Raw genomic sequence first — 16,641 nt, forward strand, 5'->3', positions numbered from 1 at the left:
CCGGGCGAGCGACGACTCGTCCGGCCTTTGGCATTGGGTTTCCCATCACTGAACGATGAGACGCTTCAGCGCGGTCAATCCGGATCGTAGGAGAGGTTCGGGGAGAGCCAGCGTTCGGCCTCGGCAAGGGTCATCCCTTTGCGGCGGGCGTAGTCCTGAACCTGGTCACGGGTGATCATATCGACGGCGAAGTAGCGGGCCTCGGGGTGGGCGAAGTAGAAGCCGGAAACCGAGGCGGCGGGCCACATGGCGCAGCTTTCGGTGAGACGGATGCCCGTGGCAGCCTCGGCGTCGAGCAGTTGCCAGAGGGTACGCTTCTCGGTGTGGTCGGGGCAGGCCGGATAGCCGGGAGCGGGGCGGATGCCGCGGTAGCGCTCGTCAATCAGATCATCGTTGGAAAGGTTCTCGGATCGTCCGAAGCCCCAGTCGATCCGGGCCTGTCGGTGGAGGCATTCCGCGAACGCCTCGGCGAAGCGATCGGCGAGCGCCTTGACCATGATGGCGTTGTAGTCGTCGTGGTCGGCCTCGAAACGGGAGACGATGGGGTCGATGCCGAGGCCGGCGGTCACGGCGAAGGCGCCGATCGTGTCCAAGCGGCCCGACTCGACCGGGGCGATGTAGTCGGCCAGCGACCGAAAACACTCCTGCCCCTGCCGCTGCCATTGCTGCCGGAGGCAGTGGAAGCGGAACCGCTCGGAGGATCGCAGCTCATCCGAGTAGACGATGATGTCGTCCCCCTCGGAATTGGCCGGGAAGAAGCCGTAGACGGCTCGGGCTTTCAGCTCGCCGTTCTTGATCAGATTCGAGAGCATGGCCTGAGCCTTCTCGAACAGATCGCGGGCCTCGGCGCCGACATAAGGATCTTCAAAAATCTTCGGATATTTCCCTTTTAGCTCCCAGGTGGAGAAGAAGGGGGACCAGTCAATAAACGGGACCAGATCGGCCAGCGGCATCTCCTCGATGATTCGTTGGCCGAAGAACTCGGGGCGGGGGAGGTCAACGGTGGCCCAGTCGGTCGGGAAGCGGCGGCGAAGGGCCTCGGCGTAAGGAACGAGGTTCCGTTCGCGGCGCTTGCTGAACGCCTGACGTTCCTGTTCCTGGGCGGCTTGAATCTGATCGACGTATTCTTTCCTGGTGTCGTCTTTGCGGCTGAGGCGTTCGACGACGCCGACGGATCGGGAGGCGTCCTTGACGTGGACAACCGGGTTGTTGTAGGCCGGGGCGATCTTGACGGCGGTGTGCTTCGGGCTGGTCGTCGCGCCACCGATCAACAAGGGGATGGTGAAGCCCTCACGCTGCATCTCACGAGCGACGTGAACCATCTCGTCAAGCGAGGGGGTAATCAGGCCGGAAAGGCCGATCACATCCACCCCGTGTTTCTTGGCTTCGGCGAGAATTTTTTCACTCGGGCACATGACCCCGAGGTCGATCACCTCGTAATCGTTGCAGCCAAGGACGACGCCGACGATATTCTTGCCGATGTCGTGGACATCCCCCTTGACCGTCGCCATGAGGACCTTGCCACGGACCTGCACCCCTCCGGCAAGGCGCTTCTCCTCTTCCATGAAAGGGGTGAGGTACGCGACGGCCTTTTTCATCACACGGGCCGATTTGACGACCTGAGGCAGGAACATCTTGCCGGCGCCGAACAGGTCGCCAACGACGTTCATGCCGTCCATCAAGGGGCCTTCAATGACCTTCAATGGGGAACCGAGGTGCTGGCGGGCCTCCTCGGCGTCTTCCTCGACGAAATCGACAATCCCTTTAATCAGGGCATGTTCGATTCGCTTGGCGACAGGGGCATCGCGCCAGGAGAGATCCTGGGCCGTGGTTTTCTTGCCGGCGTCCTTGACCGACTCGGCGAACTCGGTGAGGCGGTCGGCGGCATCGGGGCGGCGATTGAGGAGAACGTCCTCGACCTTCTCACGGAGTTCGGGGGCGATTTCCTCGTACACTTCAAGCTGGCTGGGGTTGACGATCCCCATGTCCAGCCCGGCCTTGATGGCATGGTAGAGGAAGGCGGCGTTCATCGCCTCGCGGACGGTGTTGTTGCCGCGGTAAGAGAAGGAGACGTTCGAGACACCGCCGGAGGTCTTGGCCAGGGGGAGTCGCTGTTTCAGTTCCCGAACGGCTTCGATGAACTCGACGGCGTAATTGTTGTGCTCCTCGATCCCGGTGCCGACGGTGAGAATGTTCGTGTCGAAGATGATGTCTTCGGGGGGGAATCCGACCTCCTCGGTCAGGAGTTTGTAGGCCCGTTCACAGATGGCGACCTTGTTCTCCTTGTCGACGGCCTGGCCGGTTTCGTCGAAGGCCATGACGACGACGGCCGCGCCGAAGCGTCGGACCGTCCGGGCCTGTTCGAGGAATTTTTCCTCCCCTTCCTTCAGGCTGATCGAGTTGACGATCGCCTTGCCCTGGCAGCAGCGGAGCCCGGCCTCGATGACCTTGAAGTCGGAGCTGTCGATCATCACCGGAATGCGGGCGATGTCGGGCTCGGCGGCCAGCAGGTTGAGGAATCGGGTCATGGCCTTCGGGCCGTCGATGAGCCCTTCGTCCATGTTCACGTCGAGGATGTTCGCGCCGCCCTCAACCTGTTCACGGGCGACGGCGAGCGCCTCGTCGTAGTTCTCCTCGCGGATCAGGCGAGCGAACTTGCGAGAGCCGGTGATGTTCGTCCGCTCGCCGATCATGATGAAGCCGCTGTCGGGGCGGATCGTCAGCGGTTCCTGCCCGGAGAGGCTCGTCCAGTGCTTTGACTTAGGACGAACGCGAGGCTTGGCCCCTTCGACGGCCAGGGCGATCTGACGGATGTATTCCGGCGTCGTGCCACAGCAGCCGCCGATGATGTTCAGCCAGCCGTTGCGGGCGAACTCGCCGATGACTTCGGCCATCCGCTCGGGAGGGTCGTCGAAGTTGCCGAAACCGTCGGGCATGCCGGCGTTCGGGTGAGAGCTGACGTAACACGTGGCAACATTCGCCAACGATTCGAGGTACGGACGGAGTTCGTCGGCCCCGAGGGCGCAGTTGATGCCGACCGAGAGCAGCTCCATGTGCGAGACGGAGTGCCAGAAGGCCTCGATCGTCTGTCCCGAGAGGGTCCGGCCGCTCTTGTCGGTGATCGTGCCCGAGACCATCACCGGCAGGCGAATGCCGTGGCGTTCGAAGTACTGGTCGATGGCGTAGAGGCACGCCTTCATGTTCAGGGTGTCGAAGCTCGTCTCGGGAAAGAGAATGTCGACCCCACCGGCGATGAGGCCGTCGACGGCCTCGGTGTAGGCGTCGACAAGCTGATCGAAGGTCACCCCTCGGTAGCCGGGGTCTTCGACCTTCGGAGAGATCGAGGCGGTCTTGTCGGTCGGGCCGATCGAGCCGGCAACGAAGCGGGGCTTGTCGGGGTTCAGAGCCGTCACCTCGTCGGCCACGCGGCGGGCGAGTTCGGCGGCGGCGCGGTTGATCTCGAAGCAATGGTCCTGAAGGCCGTAGTTCTCCATCGTCAGACGATTGGAGATGAAGGTGTTGGTCTCGATGATGTCGGCCCCGGCATCGAGATAGGCGCGATGGATCGCGGCGATGACGTCGGGACGGGTGATCGAGAGCAGGTCGTTGCAGCCTTTCAGGTCCTTCGGATGGTCGCGGAAGCGATCGCCGCGGAAGTCCTCTTCGGTCAACGAGTAGGTCTGGATCATGGTCCCCATGGCGCCGTCGAGCACCAAAACGCGCTGGGCGAGCAATTCTTCCAGAAGGGCTTGGGTGTCGATCCGCTCGGCATGGGACATCGTGTGGTCCATCCTCAGGACAGGGAGACGCGGGCCTGGAGCAACATCAGGAAACCGGCAGCGGAGGCGCAGCCCCTGGGGTGATCACCGATCGAGGACGAGGGGCCCCGCTGTCGGCGCCGACCCGAGGCAAAACCTATTGAGAACGACGCAGCGTTCGTCCGAGAAGGCGATGCATCGAGCCCTCCCTGGGAACACGCCTGGTTTCCCTCAAGGAACGGTACGGAATCGCCTCGGGGTCATCCCCTGCCGCCCCGACCGAAGTCCGCCGGGAGAGGCGATCTCTCCAGGAGGGCCGGAAACGTTCCTTCGATTCTTAGAAGTCCCTTAGTATCGGACCTTGGCAGTCGGGCTGTCAACGCGAGGTCAGGCCCGCGGCGTTTGCCAGCAACAGCACGACCACGAGGAGCACCGCCCAGAAGCAGGTCTGGACCAGGGGCCGGGGACCGCGAAACCGTCGGGGCCGTTTCTCAACAATTCGCGCTGCCACGGCGGGGCAAACGTGCTGCGTCCAGCGGCCGAGCCGACCCGATCGACCACAATCGAGGCAGTGGTACCGAAACAGCCTCGGCAGAACAATCACCGCCAGGGCGGGCAGGACCACGAAGGCCAGAAACAACCCCAGGGGATCGCTCCGGCTCAGGACCACCAGGCGGATCGCTGCCAGCCAGAAGCCGATTCCAAGGAACCCGAGAAAGGGATTGGCCAGGATCCTCCGGTACGCTCCCGGATGGACGACGATCGGCAAGGATCGTTCGGAGAGTTGGGGCCGAAAATCGGGATCGAGCGTCGGCGGAGGGGGGGCGAGTTGCTCCACGAAGGCGGCTCTCCGGAACGCGCCGGCCCGAGGTCGGTCAACGGTCCCTTTGCGTGATCGATCCGAAGGACGGGACAGCGTCTTCCTCCATCGAACCACTTTACAAGGCGGGGGTCGTGACGGACAATCAAGTCTTCTGCTTTTCGGGGACTGCAACGGTACATCCGTCGAGGGCTCAGAGTGGTGCATGAGGAAGCGATCCGCAAGGCCGACGTCTTGATCGAAGCGTTGGGCTATATCCGCAAGTTCCATAACCGGTTTACCGTCATCAAGCTGGGCGGTTCGGTCATGGAGGAACCGGAGACGCTGCGGGCCTTGCTGGTGGACGTGGTCTTCATGCAAACCGTCGGCCTGCGTCCGGTGGTGGTGCATGGCGGCGGGAAAGCGATCTCGGCGGCCATGCAGAAGGCGGGCCTGGAACCGAAGTTCGTGCAAGGGCGTCGCTACACCGACGAGGCCACGCTGGGAATCGTTGCCGACGTCCTGATCGACGGTGTGAATGCCGACACCGTGCGGCACATCAACAAGTACGGCGGCCGGGCCGCGGCCTTGCACCCGCGGACGACCTGCTGCCTGCTCGGCTCTCGGATTCGCCTGAGCGGAGACGATCAGACCCCGATCGACCTGGGGCGCGTTGGCGAGGTGGTCGACGTCGATACCATGACGATCGAGAATCTTTGCCTGGCCGGAATCGTGCCGGTCTTGCCCTCGCTGGCCATCTGCCAGGAGGACGAAGGGCTCTTGAACGTCAATGCCGACACCGCCGCCGCGGCGGTCGCGCGGCACCTGAAGGCCGAGAAACTGGTGTTTCTGACCGACATGCCGGGCATTTTGCGCGATCGAAACAACCCGGACAGCCTGATCGAAGGTCTGACCCCCGACGGTTGCCGGGCGTTGATCGAACAGGGGATCATCGATCGGGGCATGATCCCCAAGGTTGACGCCTGCCTGGAGAGCCTGGAAGCCGGCGTGCGCAAGGTTCACATCATCGACGGCCGATTGCCGCACGCTTTACTTCTGGAAATCTTCACCGATCGGGGCATCGGGACCGAAATTGCCCCGGCCGGAGCCAGTCGCCGGGTTTTGTTGGAAACGGCCTCGGCCCGCTAAGGCCCGCTTGCCTCGCGATGAATCGACGGCACGAGCCGAACCTTGACACCCGACCCCTCGTCCACTGGTTGGTACGAGCCGCTTGGTGGTTTGATTCTCTCGCTCGACGTGTTTTCCCTCGCCCTGCTGAACCGGCGTCGCACCGCCTCCGCCGGTTCAGTGTCTTGGAGTTGGACCCGTGGCCCACGTTTCCCATCCCAGTTCGGCCGAAACGATCGAGCAGTTCGAACGCTACGTGATCGGCAACTACCGGCGCTTCCCGGTCTGCCTGGTGCGCGGCGAAGGCTCGTCCATCTGGGACGCCGAGGGGAACCAGTACCTCGACCTCTTTCCCGGATGGGGCTGCAACGTGCTCGGCCACTGCCCGCCTCGGGTGGTGGAGGCGGTTCGGGATCAGGTGGGCACGCTGATCCACGTGCCGAACACCTGGTACATGGAGGCTCAGGGAGCCTTCGCCCAGGCCCTTTCCGAGCGTTCGTTCGGCGGCCAGTGCTTCTTCTGCAACAGCGGAGCCGAGGCGAACGAGGCGGCCATCAAGCTCGCTCGGTTGCACGGGTCGAAGGCGAACCGATCGACAATCGTGACGATGACCCACGGTTTCCACGGTCGGACCTACGCCGCGCTTTCGGCCACGGCCCAGCCGAAGTATCACGAAGGCTGCGGGCCGATGTTGCCCGGCTTCAAGTACATTCCGTACAACGACCTCGCCGCCGCGGCCGACGTGATCGACGAGCACACGGCCGCTGTGCTGGTTGAGCCGATCCAGGGAGAAGGCGGGGTCAATATCCCGTCTCCCGACTATCTGCCCGGTCTTCGCAAGCTCTGCAGCGATCGCGGCGCGTTGCTCATGCTCGACGAGGTGCAAACGGGCCTTGGCCGCACCGGAAGCTGGTTCGCCTATCAGCATTCGGGAATCACGCCGGACGTCTTGACCTGTGCCAAGGCCCTCGCCGGTGGTGTGGCTTGCGGTGTGATGATCGCCTCAACCGAGGTCGCCCCTTCGCTCCGTCCAGGGATGCACGCGAGCACCTTCGGCGGCAACCCGATCGCCTGCCGGGCCGGCCTGGCGACGATCGAGACGATTGAGGCCGAGGGCCTGCTCGATCGCGGCCCGCAGATCGGCCAGCGGTTCCGAGGCCACTTCGAACGGCTGCAAGCCGAGCGGCCGGAGTTGATCCGGGAGATCCGGACCCAGGGAGTGATGATCGGCGTGGAACTGACGGTCGATGCCTCACCCGTCGTCTCCGGATGTCTCGAGCGACGGGTGTTGATCAACGCGACCCAGGGCACGGTCATTCGTCTCTTGCCCTCGCTCACCCTGACGGACGAGCAACTGGACGAGGGGTTCGAGGTGATCGCCGAGGTCATCCGCGCGTTGCGTTCGTAATCGCTCGTGATCGCGAGCCGAAGCCGACGCCGCTCGTACCGACGAGCGGCCGACCGGAGTTTGCCGTCCATGCCCCGTCATTTCATCGAGTTGTTCGACCTGAAGGCCGACGAGGTTCGGCAGTTGCTCGACCAGGCAATTGACCTGAAGCGTCAAGGGACGCGCGGCCTGCGCGCTCCTCGGCTGGCTGGCCACATGCTCGGCCTGGTCTTCGACAAGCCGTCGATGCGCACCCGGATCTCGTTCGAGACGGCCATGACCCATCTGGGCGGCTCGGCCATCTACATGACCGGCAAGGACGTGGGGATCGGTGTCCGGGAACCCGTCAACGACTTTGCCAGAGTCATCAGTCAGTACGTTGATGCGCTGGCCGTGCGGACGTTCTCGCAAGACCTCATCGAAGACCTGGCTCGTCACGCCGACATCCCGATCATCAACGCCCTGACCGACTCGGACCACCCCTGCCAGGCAATGAGCGACCTTCTGACCATCCGAGAGGCACTCGGCGGCCTCGAAGGGGTAACGCTCGCCTTCGTGGGAGACGGCAACAACGTGGCCCGATCGCTCGCCGTGGCCTCGGCCCTGAGCGGCATGCGCTTCATTCTGGCCTGCCCGAAGGGGTATGCCTTCCCCGACGAGTTCCGACGCCGATTTGCCGCTCAGTTCCCCGGGGTCGCGCTTCAGGAAACCCACGAACCGGCCGATGCCGTCTCGGCAGCCGACGTGGTCTACACCGACGTCTGGACCAGCATGGGCCAGGAAGACGAGGCAGAGGTCCGACGCAAGACCTTCGAGCCGTACCGGGTCGATGCGACTCTGATGGCCAAGGCTCGGCCCGAGGCCATTTTCCTGCACTGTCTCCCCGCACACCGGGGAGAGGAAGTGACCGCCGAGGTGATCGACGGTCCGCAAAGCCTGATCGTCCCGCAGGCCGCCAATCGCTTGCACTTCCAGAAAGCGTTGCTCCTGCATCTGATCGAGGGGGCGTCCACGTCTGGCGGCGACCGGGGTTGACGTTGACGACCGCTCCGGATCGGGCAAGAATCCGACCGCCCTTTTCGCAACGGCCCCGAGCGGCGGAGTCCGCGCCGGGAATGCGCGTCACGGAGGATTCCGCTCATGCTGGCCCGGTCGAAGCTCCCGGCGCTGCTGGCCGTCAGCGCTCTTGTTCCGTTGTTTGCGCTGGCGATCTGGTTCCGGATCTCCAGCCTGACGATGCCGGCCCCCAACGGTGACGAGGCCTTCTACGGCGTTCAGGCCGCCAAGTTGCTGGCCGGCGAGGCGATCGCCTCGAAAACGGCGTCGGGCAATGTGATCAACTTTCTGGTTCTTGGAACCGAGGTTCCGCTTTACTGGATCTTGGGCCCCTCAAGCTATGTGATCAAAGTTCCGGGGGCCCTGGCGGGGATTCTCGCGGTCATTGCGGCGTATGTCCTGTGGAAACGGGCGCTGGACCCGCTGACGGCGATCATCGGGGCGACTCTGATGGCCGTGCTTCCGGTGGCGATCGCCGAATGCCGGATCGGCGCGGAACCGGCCTGGAATCCCCTGGTCGGCGTCATCGTGATGGCCGCGGCCTTCCGGGGCCACCGCCTCGGACTGGCGCTTGCCTTTTTGCTGTGTTATTACGTTCATCCAACATACCTGTTCCTGCTTCCGGCTGTGGGACTCGTTCTGCTGGCAAAGCTGCTGGAACGCACCACCAACGACCCGACCGCCCGCTGGCGATCGCTGGCCATCACCACCTGGGGAGCGTTGGCGGTCATCGGCCCGTTGGTCTTGTTAACTCGCGGCCGATCCACGATTCAGTGGACGTATCAAACCTATGGCTTCGGCCCAAGCGATTGGCCGCTCTATTTTCTTCGCTACGAACGACTCTTGATGGGGTTTTGCGAGGTCGGCCCGACGGAAACCTCGATCAGTTATGACCGAACCTTCTGGTTCGGTTTCGGCTCGATCCTCGCCTTCGGGTCGTGGTGCCTTTGGCGTCAACGGCGGTGGGATCGCCTGGCCTTGATCGGCGGGCTAACGCTATCACTCTGCGGGATGCACCTGGTGACAGGGCCGGACATCTTGCGCCCGTACTTCGTGCGATACGGCCTGTATCTGGTCGCGCCGTCGGTGCTGGCGGTGGCCTGCTGTTTGAGGGCGATGCTCGTCATGCCCGAGGGGGGCTGGGCGACGATTGCGCATCGTGTTCAGACGGTCGGGATGATCGGCCTGGCCTGGGTGCTGCTCCTGGGATTCAAGGTTCATTATCTTGATCACCTGCTCAAGGTTCATGAAGGGCAGGAATCCCTCTGGACCCTCCGCACCGAGGCGGTCGATCCGAAACACTGGGCCGCGAAGATCGTCAAACGCGACCTCGACGCCGCCCGAGCCGCGGGCCTGGAGGTGCCGGAACGAACCGTGGTGCTCGGAGAAGACTGGTGGACATATCGTCCACTCCAGTATTTTTTCGGCACGCGCCCGGACATCGAGCCGGGTTCCCTGGAATCCTTCGACGGGCCGGGGCGTGATCGCCTGATTCGGGATCATCTGGCCGGTGGCGGTTACGTGGTCGGCACACCCGGCAAGGATGTCATTCTTCGCGTCGAGGGGCTGTTCCCTCCGGAAGCCCTGACGCACTGGCACGTTCAGGTTCCGCCGTACGCTTGCCTGGCGATTTATCGCCTGAAACGGCAGAATGAAGCGCCTGAGCCTCAGCCGATTGTCGTCATCCGACCACCGGGGCTCAACGGAGACACGAGGGTCCGCTGACCCACGCAACCTTCTCCGTTGATGGACCAGTCTTCTCCTTCACGACGGACACCATGAGTCACCGAAACGACGGCCGATCTCCTTCCGAACCCCGCGCCGTGACGATCGAACGGGGGTTTGCCCGCCGCAGCAACGGCAGCGCCCTGTACCGATGCGGAGGCACCACGCTGCTGGTCACGGCCAACCTCACCGAAGCCGTCCCCGGATGGCTGGAAGGCAAGGGGACCGGCTGGCTAACCGCCGAATACATGATGCTGCCGGGCAGCACCTCGCCCCGGAAGGAGCGGCGGGCCGACTCCCGATCGACCGAGATCCAGCGTCTGATCGGCCGGAGCCTCCGCGCGGCCGTCGATACCCGAGCCCTTGGCCCCCGAACCCTGCACATCGACGCCGAGGTGATCGACGCCGACGGCGGCACCCGCACCGCGGCGATTACCGGGGCGTTTGTGGCGGTCGTTGATGCCCTTCTGGCGACGATCGGCCCCGATGCCACCCGCGCCGTCTTGAAGGACAGCGTCTCTGCCGTGAGTGTCGGGATCGTCAATGGGCAAGCGCTGCTTGATCTCGATTACGTGGAAGACGTGGGGGCCGAGGTTGACCTGAACGTCGTCCGTCTGGGCGGCGGCGGGCTTGTTGAGGTGCAGGGGACGGGCGAAGGGGGCACCTTCAGCCGCAATCAACTGACCGAACTGCTCGACCTGGCTGAGCACGGACTCGACCTGCTCACGACCGCCCAGCAGGAGGCCCTCGGCGCCGACTGGCCGTTCTGAGAAGGCACGAGCTTTGGGCAACTCCGAGGGTGGCAATCGCCGGTCCTCGAACCTCGCTCTCGAATTGCTCTTCGCAGCGGTTGGGGGATGTGTTAAGACACGGCTCGCCCGTCTGCGCGTCGGCTGTCCTCGACCTCACCTCTTGACGCTCTCACGCCGATCTCACCTGAGGAGACGTCATCTCCTCCGGTGGGTTTCGCGTATGACGTGATCACGATCGAACCTTTTGGTACGCGAACCCGTCAGGATGGGGGATCGCCGATGAAATCGGTCCTTTTCTCGACCAGCATGGCTCTGGCCCTGGCCGCGACCGCGCCCGGGGCAGTCCTGGCTCAGGTGCGGGGAGGCGCCCCCCGCGGTCCCGCCCCGACCCCGGTTGCCGAGCCGCTGAACCGTCCGTTCTTCCAGGTGCCTCCGACCCAGCAGCCCCCGGCCCCTAGCCCGGCTCCGGAGGCTGAGGGAACGACCGACACCCAGGTCTTCCAGAATGGCGCGGTGCTGCCGGCTCCGGTCGATCCGGGGCAAGAGGCTCCGCCCGCGTTCTTACCGACCGACCCAATTGAGCCGTACCTCTTGACCCGGCAGGCCGGGCCGTTCATGGTCGCGGCCCACATTTTCCGGGGCGACTACGCCGTGCAGCGTGCCCAGGCGCTGGCGATCGAGCTTCGATCCGAACATCGGATTCCGGCGTATGTTTACTTTTTGAAGCTCAAGCCCGGCAACAGCAACCAGCGAGGGATTCCGCCCACCTCGGATCGAGAGATCGATCAACCGTATGTCAGCCCTCCCGAACTCGACCGCGTGACCGACGAGGCGGTCGTCATGGCCGGCAACTGCGCAACCATCGACCAGGCCAAGGACTTGCAAACCCAGATCAAGAAGCTCAAGCCGCGAGCGATTGCCGATCACCACTCGATCTTCCCCTGGCGAAACGGCAAGGGCCTGGATCGAGCCTTTGTGACGACCAATCCGCTCCTGCCGGCTCAGGATCTCTATCCCGGCCGAGCCAAGTCGGCCGCCGTTCCGCAACTACCTCCGGGGGCCGTGGTCGATCCCGAAGTGCTTCGCTCCGGGTTCGTCAAGCCGCTTGATCCCCTGGTCGTTCGCATGAACAAGGGAACGCCGAACAGTATCTACAAGTGCCCGGCACCGTACACGCTGGTCGTCGCTGAATTCTCCGGTCGGGCGGCGCTGAGTGGTCCGGACGAGTCGGTGATCAACTTCCCGAAGGTCTTCGACAAGAGCCCTCTCCGCACCGCTCACGAAGACGCCGAGAAGCTTGCCTCGCTCCTGGCCAAGAACGAGGTTGTGCGCTCGCTGGGAGTGCAGCCCTATGTGTATCATGACCGGACGTCGAGCCGGGTGATGCTAGGGGCATTCCAGTCGCCGGAAGACCCGAAGGTCGATCAGGTCCGACAGGCCGCCATGACCATCGAGGTGGAAACCAAGCGTCAGGGCAGCAAGGTGTTCACCCAGCACCTCGCACCCTCGACCACAGTGTTCGAAGTTCCCCGATCCGAGTGATCAATACCATTGAGGCAGGCCAGGGCTGATCGCTCTTGACGGTCCTGGCCCGCCCCCGACACCCGCCACTCCATCCCGAGCCACTCCCATCGAGTTCGCCCCTGAGCCTTTCACCATGAGTGACGCACCCGCAGCGCCGTTTCCGATCATTCTCGCCACCCGGAACGTCAAAAAAGGGCGCGAGATGATCGGCCTGATCGCCCCTCCCTGGGAGCCGAACCCGCGACTTGATCGCCTAGTTGTTCTGACGCTTGATGGCTTCCCCGACGCTCCCGAGGTGGTCGAAGACGCCGACACCTTCGCCGGCAACGCCCGAAAGAAAGCGTCGGAAACAGCGCAGGCCCTCGGTCAGTGGGTCATCGCCGACGACTCAGGACTGACCGTCGATGCCCTGAACGGAGAGCCTGGGGTGTACTCGGCTCGCTATGCCGGATCGCACGGCGATGACGACGCGAACAACCGAAAGCTGCTCGATGCCCTGGCCAGCGTGCCCGACGAGCGGCGCGGGGCGGCCTTCGTGTGCAGCCTGGCCCTGTCCGATCCTTCAGGAAAGATCGTTCTGGAATCCGAGGGCGCCTGCCGGGGTCGCATTGCCCGGCAGATCCAGGGGGAGGGGGGGTTCGGTTACGACCCGTTGTTCATCATCCCTGAATATCACAAAACCTTCGGCGAGCTGAGCACCCTGGTCAAGCACCAGCTTAGCCACCGAGCCCGAGCCTTCGAACGACTTCGTCCGGGCCTTGAACAACTTCTGAGGACCCGTTGAGCGCACAAAAAACGCCCCCCGCAAGCGCGAGGGGCGTTTGATGATCGGATCGTGACGGAAGGGTTCGAGCGAAGCAACACCCCGCCCTCTGATGCGTCGGTCCTGTCTGGGTGAATCAAGCCGTCACGTTCTCGTCCCGGTCGGGCCGGTGGTTGGTCAAGGCGCGATTGTCAGAACCGCTTGCATCCGAAGACCCGGCTGAGCAACTCGCACTTGGGCCGGCAGATTTCGGCCGCGGGCAGAAGGTCGGTCGGGGCACATTGGGCCGAAGCCACAACGCTCTTGACCGGCACCTGCGGGGTGGGGCAAACGACCGGCACCACCTCGCAGACCTCAACCGGCACCTGACGGGTGACGGTCCGGGGCACGCAGATCGTCTTCACGTCAGTGACCTGACGCACGACGGTCTCAGGCACGCAGATCGTCTTCGTGACCGGCACCTGCTTGCAGACCTGGACGGGCACTCGCTTGACGCAAGGGATCGTCTGAATGTCGCAAACCGTGTAGGGCACGCATCGGGTCCGGACCTCGGGCACCATCTCGCAGATGGTCTGATTGACGACCTTCGTGCGGGTTTCGGAGACCATCCGGCAGACGGTCACGGGAACCTGTTTGTAGGCCGTCTCGCAGACCGTGCGGCAGACGGTGTAGGGCACCTGCTTGGTGTGGGTCTCCTTCACCATCCGCACGTGGGTCACCGGAACGGTCTTGTACTGGGTTTCCTTGATCGTCCGGGTGACGGTGTACGGCACCTGGCGGCAGGCCGTTTCCTTGACCACCTTGGTCACGGTGGTGGGAACCGTCTGCACAACCTTGTGCGGCACCATGACCGTGGTGGTCACCGGAACCTTTTTGCAAATGCTCCGCGGCACCATGGTCGTGACCTTGACCGGGACCTGCTTAACACAGGTTCGGGGAACCGTCTGGCAGACGGTGTATGGCACGGTCTTGGTGCGGGTCTCGGAAACCATCCGGCAGACGGTCACCGGAACCTGTCGAACCCGTTCCTGCGGGACCATGTCGCAGACAGTGTGAGGGACGAGCTTCACCTGGGTTTCGCGGACCATCCGGCAGACGGACACCGGAACCTGCTCGACCACGCGTTCCTTCACCAGCCGGGTCCGGGTCACCGGAACCTGCTTGCAGATGGTCACGGGGACCTGTCGGCAAACCTGGTAAGGAACCTGCTTCCGCACGACCTGCGGCACCATGACCGTCCGGGAAACGGTCTGCATGACCGTCTTGGGCACGAAGACCTTCTCGGTGACGACCGAGCCGGGACTCTGGGCCGATGGAACGACCGCGCCGCCCTTGGCCGGCACCGTGATCCCGGGCACGAACCGGGTGCGGGTGATCCACTCACCACATTCCACCGGGACCTGCTCGGTGATGGTCTGGGGGACGGGAACCGTCTCGCAAACCTCTCGGAAGGCCGTCTCGGTGACAGTCTGGTAAATCGTTTCCGAGACGTTCTTGAAGGTCGTCTCCTGCACCGGCCGGCAGATCTTCCGGGTCCGTGTCTGAAGCACGGTTTCGGTGATCGGACGGCTCACGGTGTAGGGAACTTCCTTCATGACCGTTCGCTTGACCGGAACCGTGATCACATCACGGATCGTCTGGAAGGTCGTCTCCTTCACCGGACGGGTGACGGTGTACGGGACGGTCTTGTACGCCGTCTGCTTGACCGTGTCCATGACCGTGTAGGTTTGCGCCTGCAACACCGTGCGGACCTCCGGAACCGAGATGGTCTCGGTCACGGTTTTGTAGGTCGTGCGGGGAACAGGCTTCATGACGGTCGTGCAGACAGTTCGCGGAACGACGTGTGTCACCGGCCGTTTGACGACGTACGTCTCGTTCCGGTACCGCGTCTCAGTCACGGGGCGGCAGACGGTAATCGGCACCGTCTTGTAGCTCACTTCCTTGACCGGGCGGCAGACGGTGTACGGAACCGTCTTCATGTGCGTCTCGGTAATCGGACGCTTGATGGTATAGGGAACGGTCTTCAGGTGCGTCTCGGTGACCGGCCTCATGACGGTGTAAGGCACCGTCTTGGAAACCGTGCGCGTCACCGGCCGCTGTACCGTGTACTGTTCCTCTCGGAACTCGGTCCGCTGGATCGGTTTCTGGATGGTATAGGGCACCTCCTGGAGGTGCGTTTCGGTGATCGACTGGAGCGTCGTCACGGTTTGCGGTCGCATCACGGTTTCGTGGACATCACGAACCGAGGTCACCTGCTGGCTTTCAAACACCGTCTCGGTGACAGGTTGCAGTACGGTCCGACGCCGGACTTCATAGGAAACCGGCCCGGGAAGAATCTCACCACCCATCGGGGCCACAGCCGGCAACCCTTTGCCAGCATGACCATGGCCGACAAACGCCGCGGCCGGCCGTACAGCCAGCCACGAACCAAGCGGCAACGCAATGAGCGGGATCAAGAGGAGGTATCGCTTCGTCATGGTCGCTCCGTCAGTTTCTCCGACGCTCAGAGATGTTTCGGACCCAGACCCTGGAAGGCCGCCAGGCGAGCCCGGGAGGGCATTTCTCAAGGCTCACCCTTTGATTCGGTTCCCCCAATGCTCTCTCTTGACTGAACGGCCCATTTTCCCCACGCCCCTAAATCGAACGAACCGAACAACTTGCCCATTCGCCACAACCTCGGCCCATTCCCCCCGAATTGCCGTCTTAATCAGGCGGGACCGCTGAAACCGCGTTCCTGAGTGCGACCGGAGTTCCCCTTCCTGGCGATATCCTCGGCACGAGGGGCGGGGGATGGCCCTCTCCGGCGGGGGGCAGTAGGCTAGGGGCCTTCAGCAAGATCAAACGAGGGAACCTTTCGTGTCCGAGATCGGTCTGCGGTGGTAAGCGGATCGGGATCGAGGCGACCTTCGGGGCGTCGGGGTTTCTCGAACGACTAGGGTACGGCTCAATGGCGGCAATCGATCGCTTTCGACTTGAGGGACGGGTGGCGTTGATTAGTGGAGGAGCCCGAGGGCTGGGGCGAGTGATGGCCGAGGCACTGGCCTCGGCCGGCGCCTCGGTTGCGTTGACGGCTCGGGAGCAAGATCGAGCAGATGCCGTCGCTCGGGAGATCGCTGAATCAACCGGCCAGCAGGTCGTCGGGCTCGCCGTCGAGGTGACGAAGGCCGATCAGGTCGAGGCTGCCGTCGCGGCGACCGTCGAGCGGTTCGGCAAGCTCGACATCCTGGTCAACAATGCAGGCATCAACATTCGCCGCCCAATCGAACAGCTCGAAGAGTCAGAATGGGATCTCGTCCTTGACACGAATTTGAAGGGCTCCTGGCTGTTCTGCCGCGCGGCAGTGCCCGTCCTGAAGAAAAACGGCTGGGGACGCATCATCAACGTGTCGAGCATGCTGGGTGAGATCGGCCTGGCCGAGCGGACCCCCTACTGTTCGAGCAAAGGGGGAATGACCCTGCTGACGAAGACGCTTGCCCTGGAACTGGCCCCGTTCGGGATCAATGTCAATGCCCTCTGCCCCGGTCCGTTCGCCACGGAGATCAACCTGCCTCTCCTGAACGATCCGGAGAAAAAGGCCGCGATGGAAGCCAAGGTTCCGATCGGCCGGTGGGGTGATCCGGAAGAGCTCGGCCCCGCAGCGGTCTTCCTGGCGTCCGACGCCTCCAGTTACATGACCGGCGCGACCCTCTTTATCGACGGTGGCTGCACAGCCCAGTAAAACACGGCAGGCGTGGGGCGGAGGAGCATTC

Annotated in this window: 11 protein-coding genes; 8 read left to right on the forward strand and 3 right to left on the reverse strand. The window is 63.7% G+C overall.

All coding sequences use genetic code 11. The features are described from left to right. Positions 1 to 74: 74 nt before the first annotated feature. Both metH and GA615_RS22190 read right to left on the reverse strand, forming a co-directional pair. On the reverse strand, positions 75 to 3,779 hold the full coding sequence (gene metH / locus GA615_RS22185) for a methionine synthase (RefSeq protein ID WP_152053521.1): 3,705 nt from the start codon (positions 3,777 to 3,779) through the stop codon (positions 75 to 77). Positions 3,780 to 4,134: 355 nt separating this feature from the next. Then, positions 4,135 to 4,596 carry a hypothetical protein gene (locus GA615_RS22190; RefSeq protein ID WP_152053522.1) on the reverse strand — a complete coding sequence of 154 codons (462 nt, stop codon included), beginning with the start codon at positions 4,594 to 4,596 and terminating at the stop codon, positions 4,135 to 4,137. Between the two features lie 183 nt (positions 4,597 to 4,779). On the opposite strand from GA615_RS22190, the gene argB reads away from it, so the two are divergent. The 7 genes from argB (at position 4,780) to rdgB (ending at position 12,913) form a co-directional block, all read left to right on the forward strand. Continuing rightward, entirely contained in the window at positions 4,780 to 5,706 is a 927-nt protein-coding gene (gene argB, locus GA615_RS22195) for an acetylglutamate kinase (RefSeq protein WP_152053523.1), read from the forward strand. A 178-nt stretch (positions 5,707 to 5,884) separates the two neighbouring features. After that, the gene (locus tag GA615_RS22200; RefSeq protein WP_152053524.1) at positions 5,885 to 7,093 is read left to right on the forward strand and encodes an aspartate aminotransferase family protein; all 1,209 of its coding nucleotides are present in this window, start codon (positions 5,885 to 5,887) and stop codon (positions 7,091 to 7,093) included. Between the two features lie 69 nt (positions 7,094 to 7,162). Beyond that, complete coding sequence (gene argF / locus GA615_RS22205; RefSeq protein ID WP_152053525.1) at positions 7,163 to 8,107, forward strand: ornithine carbamoyltransferase; 945 nt, start codon at positions 7,163 to 7,165, stop codon at positions 8,105 to 8,107. Positions 8,108 to 8,212: 105 nt separating this feature from the next. After that, positions 8,213 to 9,853, forward strand: a complete 1,641-nt coding sequence (locus tag GA615_RS22210; protein WP_152053526.1) for a hypothetical protein — start codon at positions 8,213 to 8,215, stop codon at positions 9,851 to 9,853. Between the two features lie 53 nt (positions 9,854 to 9,906). Then, complete coding sequence (rph, locus tag GA615_RS22215) at positions 9,907 to 10,623, forward strand: ribonuclease PH (RefSeq protein ID WP_152053527.1); 717 nt, start codon at positions 9,907 to 9,909, stop codon at positions 10,621 to 10,623. Between the two features lie 261 nt (positions 10,624 to 10,884). Continuing rightward, positions 10,885 to 12,147 carry a hypothetical protein gene (locus GA615_RS22220; protein ID WP_152053528.1) on the forward strand — a complete coding sequence of 421 codons (1,263 nt, stop codon included), beginning with the start codon at positions 10,885 to 10,887 and terminating at the stop codon, positions 12,145 to 12,147. Between the two features lie 115 nt (positions 12,148 to 12,262). Further along, on the forward strand, positions 12,263 to 12,913 hold the full coding sequence (rdgB, locus tag GA615_RS22225) for an RdgB/HAM1 family non-canonical purine NTP pyrophosphatase (RefSeq protein ID WP_152053529.1): 651 nt from the start codon (positions 12,263 to 12,265) through the stop codon (positions 12,911 to 12,913). A gap of 170 nt (positions 12,914 to 13,083) precedes the next feature. Here rdgB and GA615_RS22230 read toward each other — a convergent pair whose 3' ends face one another. Then, positions 13,084 to 15,369 (reverse strand): hypothetical protein, encoded by a 2,286-nt coding sequence (locus GA615_RS22230; protein WP_152053530.1) that lies wholly within the window; start codon positions 15,367 to 15,369, stop codon positions 13,084 to 13,086. 470 nt (positions 15,370 to 15,839) lie between these two features. Between GA615_RS22230 and GA615_RS22235 the strand changes: the two genes are divergently transcribed. Further along, positions 15,840 to 16,610, forward strand: coding sequence for an SDR family NAD(P)-dependent oxidoreductase (locus GA615_RS22235; RefSeq protein ID WP_152053531.1), 771 nt, complete (start codon positions 15,840 to 15,842; stop codon positions 16,608 to 16,610). The last annotated feature ends 31 nt before the right edge of the window (positions 16,611 to 16,641 follow it).

The organism is Tautonia marina, assembly GCF_009177065.1.
Lineage (GTDB): Bacteria > Planctomycetota > Planctomycetia > Isosphaerales > Isosphaeraceae > Tautonia > Tautonia marina.